Genomic DNA, 13940 nt, shown 5'->3' with positions numbered 1-13940 from the left:
AGGCTCAGCCGAAGAAGGCTTGGCCGCCGTCCAGCGGCACGGTGGCTCCGGTCAGGTAGCGCAGATCGGAGCCGACCAGCGCGACGACCGCGCGGCCGATGTCCTCCTCGCATTCCCCGATCCGGCCCATCGGAATGGTCGCGACGAATTCAGCGGCCTCTTCGGGATTGTGCTCGGTCCACCACTTCAACCCGGGCGACAACGCGTGCGGCGCGATCGCATTGACCCGGATCCCGTCGCGCGCCCACTCCACGGCGGCGGTGCGCGACAGCGAGCGCAAGGCTTGTTTCGCCGCGGCGTAAGCACCGTAGGTGGTGGGATCCCAGCGCACCATCGCCGAGGTGACCAGGTTGACGATCGAACCGTCACCGGTCGCCTTCATATGCGGGTGGGCGGCTTTCATGAACGCGAACGCCGCGAACGGACCGGTCTCGAAACCGCGCGCGAAATCCTCGTCGCTCATTTCCAGCAACGGCCCGAAAGCACCGGAGTAGGCATTGTTGACCAGAATGTCCAGCCGGCCGAACCGCGAAACAACCTCGTCGACGACGCCGGGAATCGACGCGGTATCCGCGACATCGCACTCGAACGGCTCCGCGGAAGCTCCCCGCTCACGCAGGAGGCGGCAGGTCTCGTCCAGCTTGCCGCGCGTGCGCCCGAGGACCGCGACCGACGCTCCCTCCCCCGCCAGCGCCAGCGCGATTCCTTGCCCGACGCCTTGCCCGGCACCGGTCACCAGGGCCACCCGGCCCGCGAGCGTGTTCATCGGCCTCCTTCGTCCGGGGCAACCGGTCGTGCGACGTGTTTCGCCACGAAAATGCCGTCCGCGGAAACGCAGACCTGCCCGTCGGCGAGAATTTCGCCGGTCGTGCGGATCCGGCGGCCCTCGCTGGATTGCTGCCGCGCGCGGATCGTCAGCTCTTCGAACAGCGGAGTCGTCCGGTGGTAGCGGACGCTGAGCGTGCCGGTCATCCCGTCCGGCCCCGGTCCCCAGCTGTTGGCGACGCCGAGCGCGTGATCCAGCAGCAGCGCGGAAATCCCGCCGTGCACGCAGCCCGGCGGACCCTGATAGGGCAGGCCGAGTGTCACCGTGCCGGCGACCGAGCCGTCCGGCAGACCGTGCAGGTGCAGCGGCGGCGCGAGCGCGTTTTCCGGACCGGTGACGGGATCGTGGCGCGGTCGCCCGGCCCACATTCCGACGAACCGTTCCTGCCGCGCCGGCGCGTGTTCTTCGAGCTGGCCGGCGATCCGGTCGAGGTCGCGGGCGAGGTCGGTCATCGGTGCGGCGCTGTCCGCACCCGCGTGCAGGAGCGCGCTGACCACCCGGCGGGCCGCCGCGACGGCAGCGTCGATGCCGTCGTCGTTCGGGACGGGCGACAACGGGACGTTTTCGGCGTAAGTCGTCATCAGTAGTGCGCCGCCGGGCGCAGCGTCGCCTCGGCGCCGCCGTCGACGTAGACGACCTGGCCGGTGATGTGCGTGGTCGCGGCGTCGGCGAAGTACGCCAGCACGCGCGCGACATCCTCCGCGGCCGCGTAACCGTGCAGCGGCATCGGGACCGCTTTGTCCATCACGGCCTTCATCTTCGGGTCGGCGAAAAGCTCGTCGGTCATCGGCGTCCGGACCACGCCGGGCGCGACCACGTTGACCGCGATGCCCGCGTCGGCCCAGCCTGCCGAAACGGACGTCCGGCGCGCCCATTGCGCGATCGCGGACTTCGAGGACGGATACAGCTGGAGCGCGCGGTTGTCCGCGATCGCCTCGCGGGCGGCGGTCAACGCGGCTTGCTCGTCGCCGCGCAGGCAGCCCTCGACCACCGCGGGGTCGTTCGGCTGGGTGCCGGAGATCGAGCCGACCAGGACCACCCGCGGCCCCTCGGATTTCGCGAGCAGCGGCTGCAGGGCTTCGACGAACTCGGTGCTGCCGAAGTAGTTCACCGTCACCATGGCTTCGCCGGGGTTCGCCGTTCCGGCGCAGGCGACCACCGCGTCGACGTGCCCGGTGCGCTTGCCGACCTCCTCGGCGGCAGCGGCGCGGCCGCGCGGGGTCGAGAGGTCCGCGTCCACGTCGCTGCCCGCGAGGTCCACGCCGAGGACTTGATCGCCGCGTTCGGCGAGGAGACCGCTGAGCGCCGCCCCGATCCCCGAACTCGCTCCGGTGACGACGACGGTGCGCGGCATGACGGCCTCCTGAGGCGGGGTTCGGGGAACGGCCCCGACGCTACGAGGACTCCGCGCGCGCACGGCGGGTCGATCCCGGTCACCGGGAGAACCGGTCAGCGAGCCGGACGGCCCAGCTCGGCCAGCAGCAACCGGCACGCCAGCACCGTGTCCGCCTCCGCTTCCTCGGCGGTGATGTGCCCGTTCAGCTGGGAGGTCAGCACGCCGTACCAGGTCTGCTCGATCAGCCGGACCAGACGTCGGTCGTGCTCGCCGGCCTCGGCCACCCCGGCGACGCGCAGGATCAGATCGGCGAACTCGACCGCCGCGGCCATGGTGGGCGACTCCCCCGCGACGGTCGCGTTGTTCGACTGCAGCATCGCCTGCGCGAGCCGCGGCCGTTCCAGCAGCCGGCGGGCGGCCTCGACCAGCACGCGCGCGACCGCCTCGGCCGGTTCCTGGCCGGGTTCGACCGGGACGCTGTTGCGGTCCAGCTGCTCGATCTGGCTGTGCAGCAGCGCGGTGAACAGGATCGTCTTGGACGGGAAGTACCGGTAGAGCGTGGCGATGGCGACGCCGGCGTCGCGGGCGACGTCGAGCATCTGGATCCGGTCGAGGCCGTGCTCGGCGCCGTGGTCCGCGGCCGCTCGCAGGATCCGGCGGTAGCGCTCCTGCTGCGCGGGCGAACTCGGCGTGGCCGGCGCCCGGTTTTCGGCGACTCTCGGCACCGCGACTCCTCCGCTCGTGATCAGGCCATTCTCTCCCACGCTCCTCCCGCCGGGCGCCGCCGCTACCGGTGAGTGGGACGGCCGTGCCCCGGCGCGCCGCGGATGCGGTTGGCTCGCCGGGTCGCGGCGACTTGGAGGACTCATGGCTTTCGACGACCAGTTCGACGTGGTGGTAGCCGGATCCGGCGCGGGTGCGCTGACCGGCGCGTACCTCGCTGCCCGGGCCGGGTTGCGCACCGCGGTGGTCGAGGGCGCGGACCGGCTCGGCGGGACTTCCGCGTACTCCGGGGCCGCCTGCTGGCTGCCCGGCACGCAGGTCCAGGAGCGCTTCGGCGTCCCGGACTCCACCGCCGCCGCGCGCGAGTACCTGCGCGCGCTGCTCGGCGAGGACCGGACCGGCCGGCAGGAGGCGTTCCTGGCGAAGGCGCCGGAGCTGGTCGCGGCGCTGGAGGCGGATCCGGCGCTCGAGTTCGAGTGGCGGGCGTTCCCGGACTACTTCGACCGGCCGGGCCGGGTCCCCGGCGGACGCTCGTTCGTGCCGGTCGGCCTGCCGCTGTCCGAGCTGGGCGAACGAGCCGAGCTGGTGCGTCCGCCGGTCGATCGCGACCGCGCCGGCCGCGGGCACCGGGACGCCCCGCTGGACGGCGGCCGCGCGCTGATCGGGCGGCTGTTGCTGGCCCTCGACGCGACCGGCAACGGAACCGTCTTCACCGGAACTCCGGTCGGCGAGCTGGTGGCCGAGAACGGCCGGGTCGTCGGCGTCGGCCCGCGGCGGATCGGGGCGACCTATGGCGTGCTCGTCGGCGCGGGCGGGTTCGAGCGGAACGCGGACCTGCGGAACCACTCCGGAGTGCCGGGCTCGGCGGCGTGGTCGATGGCGCCCGCGGAAACGAACCGCGGCCAGGTCCTGGCGGCGGCGATCGCACTCGGCGCGGCCGTCGATCTGATGGACGAGGGCTGGTGGTGCCCGGGAATCGCGATGCCGGACGGCGGCGCGTCGTTCACGCTCGGCTTCCGCGGCGGACTCGTCGTGGACCGCGACGGGCGGCGGTATGCGAACGAATCGCTGCCGTATGACCAGATGGGCCGCGTGATGGCAGCGGATCCGGCGCGGCGGGTCCCGTCGCACATCGTGTTCGACAACCGCGAGGGCGGCCGGCTGCCCGCGATCGCGGTGCCGGGCGGACGGCCGGACGACCATCTGGCGGCTGGCACCTGGGTGGAGGCGGACACGCTCGCGGAGCTGGCGAAGCTGATCGACGCTCCGGAGTTGCCCGGGACGGTTGCCCGGTTCAACGCGTTCGCCGAGGCCGGGCACGACGCGGATTTCGGCCGTGGCGACGACGAATACGCGCGGCATTTCGCGAATCCGGTGCTGGTGCCGGTGGATCGCCCGCCGTTCCGCGCTGCCCGGCTGGTGTTGTCGGACCTGGGCACGAAGGGCGGGTTGGTGACCGATCCGGACGCGCGGGTGCTGCGCGAGGACGGTTCGGCGGTGGAAGGTCTTTACGCGGTCGGCAATTCGGCGGCGTCCATGACCGGCGGTTGGTACCCGGGGCCGGGAATTCCGTTGGGCACGGCGATGGCTTTCGCCGCCCGGGCGGTCGACGATCTGGTGGCACGGGCCGGAAAATGACCTGCGTTCCACGCCAGTGCCGGTTACCGTCGCTGGCGTGGAGGACTACTTCGGGGAAAGTGTCGCTGCGCGGTACGACGAATCTTCAGCCGAAATGTGCACGCCGGAAGCGGTGAATCCGGTGGTCGACGTCCTGGCCGGGCTTGCCGGCGGTGGTCGCGCGCTGGAACTGGGCATCGGCACCGGCCGGATCGCGTTGCCGCTTGCCGCGCGAGGGGTGCCGGTGTGCGGAATCGATCTGTCGCCCGCGATGGCCGCGCGGTTGCGCGCGAAACCGGGCGGCGAAGCCGTCGACGTGACGATCGGCGACTTCGCGACGACCCGGGTCGCCGGGAGTTTTTCGGTGGCCTACCTGGTGTACAACACCATCGGCAACCTGACCTCTCAGGACGCGCAGGTGGCCTGTTTCCGCAATGCCGCGGCGCATCTCAAGCCGGGCGGATGCTTCGTGATCGAGGTCGGGGTGCCGCAGCTGCGGAAGCTGCCGCCGGGGCAGACTGTCGTGCCGTTCGCTCTCAGCGCGACGCAGTGGGGGTTCGATCTGTACGACGTCTCGACGCAGTCGATGAGTTCGTACCACGCGCGAGTGGCCGACGGGCGCGGCGAGTTCCGGGCGATTCCGTTCCGGTATGTGTGGCCTGCCGAGCTGGATTTGATGGCGCGGCTGGCGGGATTGCGGTTGCGGTCGCGGTGGGAAAACTGGGCGGGCGAGCCGTTCACGCACGAGAGTGCGCAGCACGTGTCGGTGTGGGAGAAGGCGTCGTGACCCCGCAGCCTGCGCGAACGCCGCCGGTACAGGCCGTCGGCGACCGGACCGGACGTTTCGGCGAAGCCGAGCGCCTCCACGGTCAGCTCGCGCCAGCGCGGCAGGTCCCGGCTCTGGACCCGGAGGTATCCAAGCCCTCGGATCTCGGTCATGGCGAAACTCCTCGCGGGGGTGGGAAAGGCCAGCTCATGGAGAGCATCGGGCCGGGCGGAGGCTCGACGTCGAGGTCGGTCGGCGCGGACGCGTGGAACACCGAAGCGGGCACGTGGATCGCGTGCGCCAGGCCCCTGTGGCCGTCGCGCCAGAACCGCTGGAGCCGGGTTGTCCATCCGCAGGCCGTTGCCGCCGCTGCGGGCGACCACCTCGTCCCGCCACGCCGCGGCGACCTGCGTGCGGCGCGACGCGGCCCGGTCGGCGAGCCGAGCCCGCGGCGGCCTTGTCGTAGAATCGGGAAACGTTGTCCAGCAGGGCAGTTCGGGAAGCTTTGATCTCTTCCGCGGCGGCACTGATCGCATACAGCACGTACGGGTCGTCCTTCACCCGGGTGCCGGTGATGTGCACGCGTGTGCGTTGACAGGCCAGGTGCGCGGCCAACGCGCCTTCCGCGATACCGATCACCGCGGACGTGATGCCGAGCGGGAAAATCGTCGTGAACGGGACCGCGCGGTAGTCCGGGACGAACGCGTCCTTGACGACGACAACCCAGGTGTCCTCGACGATTTCGTCGACCGCGCGCGGCAGGAGCACGGGGTAATTCCGGGGCGGCTGCACGACATTGCCGTCCGCGTCGCCGAGGAAGATCCAGTCGCAGTGATCGGTGCCGGACGAGAACTGCCACCGTCCGGTGACGGCATACCCGCCGTCGACCGGCTTCAGCACGCCCATCGGCGCGTACGGCGAGGCGATCCAGGTGTCGTTGTCCGCACCCCAGATTTCTTCCTGCACGCGACGGTCGCAGAGCGCCATTTCCCACGGATGCACGCCGACGATCCCGGCGACCCAGCCCGTCGAGCCGTCGAGCGAAGCCAGCCGCATCACCGTTTCCGCGAATGCACGCGGATGCGCCTCCGTAATCGGCGGGTTGCGGCATTGTGACCGCGCCGGTTTCCCGGAGCACCTTGGCCGCTTCGTCGGCGAGCCTGCCGAGCCGCTCGTTCTCCGGTCCGAGGGCGGCGATCTCTTCCGCACTCTGTTCGACTGCGGCAAGAGCGGGATGGGTCATGGCGCTTCCCTTTCTCCGGTCCGGATACGGTGCGGTCCCGGCTGCCCCGAGCCTTCCAGCGGAGCACGCGAGCGCGCTCCCGGTCAACGGGATCAGGGCCGCGGCGTCTGGTTCCGCACGACCTTGCCAGTCACGTTGCGCGGCAACGGATCCGGCCTGATCCGCCGTCGCGTCGGGACCTCGAAGCACGCCAGCCGCGCGGCCGCGAAGGCCCGCAGTTCCGCCACCTCGACCGCTGCCGAGAGCACCGCCGCGGCCACTTCCTGCCCCAGGTCGGCCTGCGGCACGCCGAGCACAATGCACTCCCGCACCGCCGGATGTTCCGCCAGCACGTTCTCCACCTCGGCCGGATAGACGTTCTCCCCGCCGTGCAAGATCAAATCCGAACGCCGTGCGGCGAGCCGGAGCTGTCCCTCCGAGAGAACCCCGGTGTGCAGCCACCGCTCGGCGTCGACAGCGGCAGCCGTGGCTTCGGGGTCTTCCCCGTAGCCAAGCATCGTGAACGGGCTGCGGACGCAGATCTCCCCCGCGCTGCCGTCCGGCACTACCTCGCCGAACGCGTCCCGGATCTCCCATTCCGCGGTCGCGGCGCGCCCAGCAGGTCGAACTCCTCCCGCAGCGATCCGGCGCCCGGGCCGAGCACGAGCCGTCCGCCGCTGACCGCGTCGAGCGTCCCGTAGCGCTTCGCGATCTCCAGCGGGTGGTGATACCCCAGCACGAGCACCTGCGTGACCAACCGGATCCGGCTGGTGCACGCGGCGAGGAAACCGAACGTCGCGAACGGATCCCAGTACACCGCGCCGCAGCTTCGACCGGCACCGCGACGTGCTCGCTGCAGGTCAGGTGACGGAAGCCGAGGCGATCCGTGCCAGGTCTTCGATGCCTGCGGCGCCCTCCCAGGCCTTCGGATCCCCCGGCAGCCGGGTCACCACGGGGCTCGCGAGGCCGATGTCCATACCGCCATGCCTACCGGCCGCCGCGCCGGCGCGAGCGGGCTCTCCCGTTGATCGGGGCCGTGCCGCAGTCGTGACCCGCCGCGTGTTGACGGTTCGGGCGGCCGCCGTGTTACCGTCAAAACTAGAAATGATTTCAATTCGTTCGCGAGGAGCACAGCATGACGGTTGCCGCGATCGAAACGGGCTCCCTCGGCACGGACGGCACGCAGAACCGCACCGTGGCGCCGTCGATGGTCGAGCGGATGACGCTGATCCTCGACGCCTTCGACGCGCCGAGCACCCGGCTCACTCTCGAACAGGTCGCGCGCACGACCCATCTCCCCCGTTCGACCGCGCACCGCATCCTCGACCAGCTCGTGCGCCTGCAATGGCTGTCGCATTCGTCGTTCGGCTACGCGCTCGGCGCACGGGCGCTGAACCTCGGCGGCACCGGCGGCAACCATCTCGAACTGCGCGAGGCGACCGCGGCCGTGCTGCACGAACTGCGGTTGCGCACCGGGATGGTCGCGCACCTGGCGATCCTCGACGGCGCCGACGTCCGGTATCTCGACAAGGTCGGCGGGCGGTTCGCCGCGATCGTCCCGTCGCGCGTCGGCGGCCGCGCGCCCGCGCAGTGCACCGCGCTCGGCAAGGCGATGCTCGCGTGGCTGCCCGCCGAACAGGTCGAGGACCGGGTCATGCCGACGCTCGTCCGCCAGACCAGCCGGACGATCCGCGACCCGGTGACGCTGCACCGCGAACTCGGCCGGATCCGCGACCGCAACGGCCTCGCCTTCGAACGCGGCGAATGCTTTTCCGGCATCTCCTGCGTCGCCGCCGCCATCCGGGGCCCGGAAGGACCCGAGGCGGCGATCTCTCTGGTCGGCGACGCGCACACCGCACTGGAGCGCGTCGCACCGCTCGTCGTGGTCGCCGCGCGACAGGTCACCCAGGAGCTGTACCCGATGGTCCGGTCGCACCCGGCTGGAACTAACCATCCGCAAAGGACTCCCAGCCATCGGGATGCCACCGGCCCCGGGACTGCCCGCCGTTCTACGTTCGACCTCGCGGAAGCGAGGCGCTGAAAGGAGATCCGACGATGACCACCGTGGAGCCGGCACCGGACGAGGTCCGCTGATCGAGGCCGGCGCGGGTGGCACTGTCTCGGGCTGGCCGAGAGCTTCGCCGACGGCAGGCCGCATCCGATCACCGCGTTCGGGCCGAAGCTCGTGGTGTTCGCCGGCGAGGACGGTCAGCTCAACGTGCTCGACGCGTACTGCAGGCACATGGGCGGCGATCTGTCGCAGGGCACTGGGGCGGCGACGGCCGGTGCAAGCAGATCCCCTACAGCCGCCGGGTTCCGCTGCGGGCGCGCACCGCCGCGTGGACGACGATGGTGCAGGACAAGATGCTGTTCGCCTGGAACGACCCGGAGGGCAGTCCGCCGCCCGCCGACGTCGTCGTCCCGCGCATCGAGGGCGCCACGCGCGCCGGCTGGACCTGGTACGAAACGCACGTCGACACGAACTGCCGCGAGGTCGTCGACAACGTCGTGGACATGGCGCACTTCTTCTCCGTCCGCTTCGCTTTCCCCACGTATTTCAAGAACATCTTCGAGGGGCACGTCGCCGCCTGCTACGGGCGTCCTTCATGATCGACGAGCTGACGTATCACTACGAGGGCATGGACATCGACGCAGTCCTCATCATCTGCCACTACCCCGTCACGGCGAATTCGTTCAAGCTGCAGTACGGGATCGTCGTGAAGCGCGCGGACCAGCTCTCCGGCGCGGAGGGCGAGGAAACCGCGCGCAAGATGGGTGATTTCATCCGGATCGGGAACCCGCTGCTGTGCGAGGAGGACGGTCCGGTCTACCAGCTGCGGCGCAGGTACGAACAGTTCCATGTGGACGTCGCGGACGTCACGCCGGAGATGACCGAGCGGTTCGAGTTCGAATTGGACACCGCGAAGCCGAATGCCGCGTGGTGCGAAGAGGTCGAGGAGAACCTCGGCCGCCGGACCGGCGAGCGCGTCTGATGACGGTCCGTGCCGACAACCGGCTGCTGGACGAGCCGATGCAGCCGGTCCGATGCGGAACCTGCGAGGCTTGGCTGACGGTGCGCAAGAGCAGCTGGCATCAGACGAGCATTCAGTGGGACACTGCGGCTTCCGCGCGATGCGTCGAACGATCGGCCTGCGCGGAGGACTTGTTCGGCGGCTGTCATGCGTTGCGGGATTCGATCGACCGGGCGGTCGCGGACGGGGGAATTGCGGTGGCCGGCGAATGAATATGAACGAGAAGTACAGCTCGTGGGCGGTCGTCGCGGGCGGCTCGGCTCGCCGAGGCCGGGATCAATCTGGTGCTGATCGCGCGCAAACCTGAGCCGTTGGCGAAGACGGCGGCCGCGGTGCAAGCGCTTGGCGTCGAAGTTCTTACTGTGCAAGCAGATCTTCTCGATCCGTAGGTGCTCTCGGCGATCCGGGAAGTGACTGACGGGCTGCTGATCTTCAATGCCGGCGCGAACAGCTATGGACACGAGTTCGTGACCGGAGATCTGTCGCGGGTACGCGGAGTCCTCGATCCGAACATCACCGCGCATCTCGCGTTGACGCACCACTTCGGCGCGCTGATGGCTGCACGCGGCCGGGGCGGGATCGTGCTGGTGGGCTCGCTGGCCGGGTATCTCGGACAGGCGGAGATCAGCGTGTATTCCGCGGTGAAAGCGTTCGGCCGGGTGCTCGCCGAGGGGCTGTGGCTGGAGATGCGGGACCGCGGCATGGACGTGCTCGAACTGGTGCTGGGCGTCACCCGGACTCCGGCGATGGAGCGGGCCGGACTGGCGTTCGACCTGCCCGGACTGAACGTGGCCGAACCGGAGGACGTCTGGCGCGCCTCGCGGACGGCCCGGTGTGGGTCGCGGGCGGAAACCTCCCCACCGCGGAAAAGCGAAGCGGGTTCCCGCGCGCGGAACTGGCACTGGCCGCGCACGAGGCGACACGAAAGCTGCTCCCCGCCCGGTAGGCAGCAGCCCTTCACGGCCCTGCCAAGAACCTGCTGACCGCGGAGTGGAAGCCGGCCGGATCCTCCACCCACGGCAGATGACCGGCTGACAGTCGCACGCGCGACACCACCGGCAACGCCTGTTCCAGCGAATCCACCGCTGAGCGCGGCCGGATGTCCGCTGTTCCGTCCACGATCAGAGCCGGGACATCGAGCCTCTCGCAGCCGGCGCGCAGGTCTGGCGAGTGCTCGCGGTTCAGCGCGGCGTTGCACGCGAAATTCACGCCGAACCACGGGTCAGCCATGGCTTCGGCGTGCTGAAGCGCGCGCTCGGCGAAGTCCGCTGACCATTGCAGGACACAGTACTCCTGGTCTTCCTCGGCGGTACGTTCCTTGGCTGCCAGCGACTCCCATCGCGTCAGGCGGGTTCCCAGTGCGTTCCGCAGGTTGCGCTCGTACCCCGCGTGCCAGGTCGAGTCGTCGTCGATTCCGGTGCCGGAGACATAAACCAGCTTCGCCACGCGGTCCGGATGCGCCAGTGTGTAGCGCAACGCCAGCTGCGCGCCCCACGAGTGGCCCAGCAGCGCGACGCGGTCCCAGCCGAAATGGGCCCGGACCGCGTCGAGATCGGCCACTGTCCGTTCCACCGAGTACGGTCCCTGCCGCTGCGATCGGCCGCATCCTCGCTGGTCCCAGCGACAGACCGTCGCGACTGCCGAGAGGTCAGCCGCGACGTCCGCCATCATGTCCCACAACCCTGGGCCGCCGTGACAGAAGACGACCGGTTCGCCGTCGCCCGTCTTCGCCGCCCAAAGCCGGATACCGTCTTCAGTCCACACCGCTTGATCCACGCGACGCAGTATGGCCGTTCTCAGGCCTGCGCGACCGTCACTCGGGCGGCCGCGTCGCTTTCCTCGGCCAGCCCGCCCTGCGCGGGTTTGCGCCCGTGCTGCATCGCCAGGATGATCGCCACTCCGGCAACGCCGACGACACCCGCCCACAGGTACGACCGGGTGGTCGCCCGCGTGGTGCACGGTCTCGATCTCGGCGTGCACGCGGAGCAATACGCCGGGCAATTCCGGCGTTTCCCAGCGGGAAAGCTGCCAATCCAGTGCTTCGAGGCGACGCCCGCGGCGGGATCCGAAGCGGCCGCAGAGGTCAGCTTGCGGTTCGGCCAGCACGTTGACGCAGAACTGTCCGGCGGACCCCCGGCGCCGACGACCGGCCGAGGATTTTCTCCCGCGGCGATTTCGGCGTCGAAGGAAGTCCGGACGAGGTTCCGGGTTATGACCGCTGCGTCAGCGCGGCTTCGGACGCTGCCCAGGCGTGGGTGGAACGGTCAGCGATCCGGTTGCCGGCGCCGATCCACGCGGTTGTGCCCAGTTCGTCTTGCGGTCGTCGCTGACCCAGACGCCTGCCGCCGACCCGAACGCGGTGTCGTTGGCGACGCGGGAACGGCCGTGACGCCTACTCGGCTTGGGGCTCGGTGGCGCCGGTCCCCAGTGCGAGTACCCGCCCGAAGGCGGCTCGGATCTCCTCCACCAGGGTGCGAGGGTCGTTGCCCAGGCGTTTGACGGCCTGGTAACAGGCGATGGCGATCTGCGCGGCAAAGCGGGCGATGGCCTCGTCGGATCCGCGATCGATGAGCAGATCGCCCAGCTTGTCGGCGAACTGCTGCATCTTCACGGCGTCGCGGGCGCGTAGTTCCGGGTGCTGCTCGACGAGCTGGAAGTGGCGCGTGTATCCCGCTGGGTCGGCGGCGGCCTGGGAACAGACCGCGAGCAGGACCGGGCGGAGTTGTTCGACGGCCTCGGTCGCGTTCCGTGCGGCCGGGATGCCGTCTGCCTGGGCGGTCGCGTCGATTGCCTCAAGCAGTTCCTGCTCTTTGGCGAAAACGACCTCCTGCTTGTCGACGAAGTGGCGGAAGAAAGTGGTGCGGCCGACTTCGGCGCGCTCGGCGATGTCGCCCACCGAGACGCCGTCGAAGCCCCGCTCGTGGAACAACTCCTGGGCGGCCTCGATGATGCGCGCTCGCGCCTGGCGTCGCTTGCGCTCCACGAGGGGACGAGGCGAGGTCATGGCGACCAGCATACCCATACCGGTTTGCCGTTCCAGCGGGAACTGAGTACAGTTTGGTACTGAGTACCAACATGAACGGAGAACCACCGTGCCGCACGAGCTGCACGCGAAAGACCGCCAGGCGATCAGCGAGACCCTGTCCTCGCACGGGCACTTGTTCGACGAAGGCCACCTGGACCGGCTCGGGGAGATCTTCACGCCGGACGTCGTCTACGACATGAGCGCCCTCGAAGCGGGAACTTTCGAGGGGAACGAGGCAGTCAGGAGCGCCGCCGTGCGGCTCGGCGCGGACAACCCCATCGCCCATCACCTGACGAACCTCGTCATCACCAGCGAGGAAGACGACCGGGCGACCGCGCGTTCCAAGGGCCTCGTCGTCCTGGCGGACGGGACATTCGCCAGCGTGACGCACCTGGACAGCCTGCGACGCCACGACGGCGGCTGGCGAATCAGTCGCCGGGTCGTCTCCCCGCAGCGCACTCCCCTTGGCGGAGCCCGCCCCGCTCACGCGGGCAACCGGTGAGCCCGACCGGTCCGATGCCCCCAGTCCGCGCCACGAGGAAACAGTCATGACCGAACCGCTCGTCATCACCCGGGTCACCCACAGTTGCCACCTCATCCGGTTCGGCGACCTGACCGTGCTCACCGACCCCTGGTTCAGCCAGAAGCTCTTCTACTGCCCGGGCGAGCCGATCGCCTTCCAGCCGGAGACCCTGCCGCGCCTGGACGCGGTCGTGATCAGCCACGAGCACTACGATCACTGCGACCTCGACGCGTTCCGCCGCTACCGCGACAAGGACGTGCCCTTCCTCGTCGCGGCACCCGTGGTCGAATTGGTCCGCAAGGCGGGATTCACCAACGTCCGCGCGCTGGAGCCGTGGCAGTCCGCGCGGGTGCGCGACCTGACCGTCTCCGCAGCGCCGGGCAAGCACGGCTGCTACGAGGTGACGTATGTGCTCAGCGGCGGCGGGCGTAGCGTCTACTTCGCCGCGGACACGCTGCTCATCCCGGAACTGCGCACCCTGACCGACCGGTACGGCCCGCTGGACGTGGCGCTGCTTCCCGTCAACGGCCTGCACATCCGGATGGCGGGCAACAAGCAGGTCGTCATGAACGCCGAGGAGGCGGCCGAACTCACCGCCGTCCTCCGCCCGAAACTGGCGGTGCCGCAGCATTACGCCTTCACCGGCGGCAGGATCGGCGACCGGCTGTTCCTCAAGAGCGACAAGGACCCCGCTCGTTTCGTCGAGGCCGCCCGCCGTCTCGTCCCCGACGTCCCGGTCACGGTCATCAGCCCCGGAGAACCGCTGACCGTGGCCCCCTGACCCGCACGTGCGGCCTGCGGGCCCGACGTCGTTGCCCGGGCCCGCAGACCCTGCCGCCGATCCAGCATTCGAAGGGATTCCCGCCATGC

Annotated in this window: 16 protein-coding genes and 2 pseudogenes; 8 read left to right on the top strand and 10 right to left on the bottom strand. The window is 70.1% G+C overall.

Annotated features, from left to right (window positions below; translation table 11 throughout):
- Positions 1 to 4 precede the first annotated feature (4 nt).
- From A4R44_RS17860 to A4R44_RS17845, 4 genes are all read right to left on the bottom strand, one after another.
- A complete protein-coding gene (locus tag A4R44_RS17860; protein ID WP_067581488.1) occupies positions 5 to 766 on the bottom strand; it encodes an SDR family NAD(P)-dependent oxidoreductase in 762 nt (253 codons plus the stop codon).
- The gene (locus tag A4R44_RS17855; protein WP_067581485.1) at positions 763 to 1407 is read right to left on the bottom strand and encodes a PaaI family thioesterase; all 645 of its coding nucleotides are present in this window, start codon (positions 1405 to 1407) and stop codon (positions 763 to 765) included. Before A4R44_RS17855 ends, A4R44_RS17860 begins: the two co-directional genes overlap by 4 nt.
- Entirely contained in the window at positions 1407 to 2180 is a 774-nt protein-coding gene (locus tag A4R44_RS17850) for an SDR family oxidoreductase (RefSeq protein ID WP_067581483.1), read from the bottom strand. Before A4R44_RS17850 ends, A4R44_RS17855 begins: the two co-directional genes overlap by 1 nt.
- A gap of 95 nt (positions 2181 to 2275) precedes the next feature.
- Entirely contained in the window at positions 2276 to 2887 is a 612-nt protein-coding gene (locus A4R44_RS17845) for a TetR/AcrR family transcriptional regulator (RefSeq protein WP_067581481.1), read from the bottom strand.
- A 142-nt stretch (positions 2888 to 3029) separates the two neighbouring features.
- On the opposite strand from A4R44_RS17845, the gene A4R44_RS17840 reads away from it, so the two are divergent.
- Positions 3030 to 4523 (top strand): FAD-binding protein, encoded by a 1494-nt coding sequence (locus A4R44_RS17840; RefSeq protein WP_067581479.1) that lies wholly within the window; start codon positions 3030 to 3032, stop codon positions 4521 to 4523.
- Between the two features lie 94 nt (positions 4524 to 4617).
- The gene (locus A4R44_RS17835) at positions 4618 to 5289 is read left to right on the top strand and encodes a class I SAM-dependent methyltransferase (RefSeq protein ID WP_198545351.1); all 672 of its coding nucleotides are present in this window, start codon (positions 4618 to 4620) and stop codon (positions 5287 to 5289) included.
- Positions 5290 to 5475: 186 nt separating this feature from the next.
- Here the strand turns inward: A4R44_RS17835 and A4R44_RS17830 are convergent, their stop codons facing one another.
- From A4R44_RS17830 to A4R44_RS50405, 3 genes are all read right to left on the bottom strand, one after another.
- Positions 5476 to 6324, bottom strand: a complete 849-nt coding sequence (locus A4R44_RS17830) for a hypothetical protein (RefSeq protein WP_232791649.1) — start codon at positions 6322 to 6324, stop codon at positions 5476 to 5478.
- A 279-nt stretch (positions 6325 to 6603) separates the two neighbouring features.
- Positions 6604 to 7056, bottom strand: a complete 453-nt coding sequence (locus A4R44_RS17825) for an AMP-binding protein (RefSeq protein WP_067581475.1) — start codon at positions 7054 to 7056, stop codon at positions 6604 to 6606.
- Complete coding sequence (locus tag A4R44_RS50405; RefSeq protein ID WP_232791648.1) at positions 7056 to 7307, bottom strand: LLM class flavin-dependent oxidoreductase; 252 nt, start codon at positions 7305 to 7307, stop codon at positions 7056 to 7058. Before A4R44_RS50405 ends, A4R44_RS17825 begins: the two co-directional genes overlap by 1 nt.
- A 318-nt stretch (positions 7308 to 7625) precedes the next feature.
- Between A4R44_RS50405 and A4R44_RS17815 the strand changes: the two genes are divergently transcribed.
- The 4 genes and pseudogenes from A4R44_RS17815 to A4R44_RS17800 all read left to right on the top strand — a co-directional run bounded on the left by A4R44_RS17815 (position 7626) and on the right by A4R44_RS17800 (position 10505).
- Positions 7626 to 8531, top strand: coding sequence for an IclR family transcriptional regulator (locus A4R44_RS17815; protein ID WP_067581473.1), 906 nt, complete (start codon positions 7626 to 7628; stop codon positions 8529 to 8531).
- A 54-nt stretch (positions 8532 to 8585) separates the two neighbouring features.
- Positions 8586 to 9483 (top strand): annotated as a pseudogene (locus tag A4R44_RS17810) (Rieske 2Fe-2S domain-containing protein); the annotation flags it as partial.
- On the top strand, positions 9483 to 9734 hold the full coding sequence (locus tag A4R44_RS17805; RefSeq protein ID WP_067581471.1) for a hypothetical protein: 252 nt from the start codon (positions 9483 to 9485) through the stop codon (positions 9732 to 9734). The pseudogene A4R44_RS17810 and the gene A4R44_RS17805, both read left to right, overlap by 1 nt.
- Before the next feature lie 198 nt (positions 9735 to 9932).
- A complete protein-coding gene (locus A4R44_RS17800) occupies positions 9933 to 10505 on the top strand; it encodes an SDR family oxidoreductase (RefSeq protein WP_232791647.1) in 573 nt (190 codons plus the stop codon).
- Here A4R44_RS17800 and A4R44_RS17795 read toward each other — a convergent pair.
- The 3 genes and pseudogenes from A4R44_RS17795 to A4R44_RS17790 form a co-directional block, all read right to left on the bottom strand.
- Entirely contained in the window at positions 10480 to 11298 is an 819-nt protein-coding gene (locus A4R44_RS17795) for an alpha/beta fold hydrolase (protein WP_067581469.1), read from the bottom strand. The genes A4R44_RS17800 and A4R44_RS17795 overlap by 26 nt on opposite strands.
- A gap of 165 nt (positions 11299 to 11463) precedes the next feature.
- Positions 11464 to 11637 (bottom strand): annotated as a pseudogene (locus A4R44_RS52410) (flavin reductase); the annotation flags it as partial.
- Between the two features lie 277 nt (positions 11638 to 11914).
- Positions 11915 to 12526 carry a TetR/AcrR family transcriptional regulator gene (locus A4R44_RS17790; RefSeq protein ID WP_067582298.1) on the bottom strand — a complete coding sequence of 204 codons (612 nt, stop codon included), beginning with the start codon at positions 12524 to 12526 and terminating at the stop codon, positions 11915 to 11917.
- Between the two features lie 88 nt (positions 12527 to 12614).
- On the opposite strand from A4R44_RS17790, the gene A4R44_RS17785 reads away from it, so the two are divergent.
- Positions 12615 to 13049: a nuclear transport factor 2 family protein gene (locus tag A4R44_RS17785; protein WP_198545334.1), complete on the top strand. Its 435-nt coding sequence runs from the start codon at positions 12615 to 12617 to the stop codon at positions 13047 to 13049.
- Between the two features lie 46 nt (positions 13050 to 13095).
- Positions 13096 to 13851 carry an MBL fold metallo-hydrolase gene (locus A4R44_RS17780; protein ID WP_067581467.1) on the top strand — a complete coding sequence of 252 codons (756 nt, stop codon included), beginning with the start codon at positions 13096 to 13098 and terminating at the stop codon, positions 13849 to 13851.
- Positions 13852 to 13940: the final 89 nt, after the last annotated feature.

Origin of the sequence: Amycolatopsis sp. M39, from assembly GCF_001651785.1 — a bacterium.
Lineage (GTDB): Bacteria > Actinomycetota > Actinomycetes > Mycobacteriales > Pseudonocardiaceae > Amycolatopsis > Amycolatopsis rubida.
Note: the sequence above shows the minus strand (reverse complement) of the source record. Positions and strands in the feature narration are given on the sequence as shown.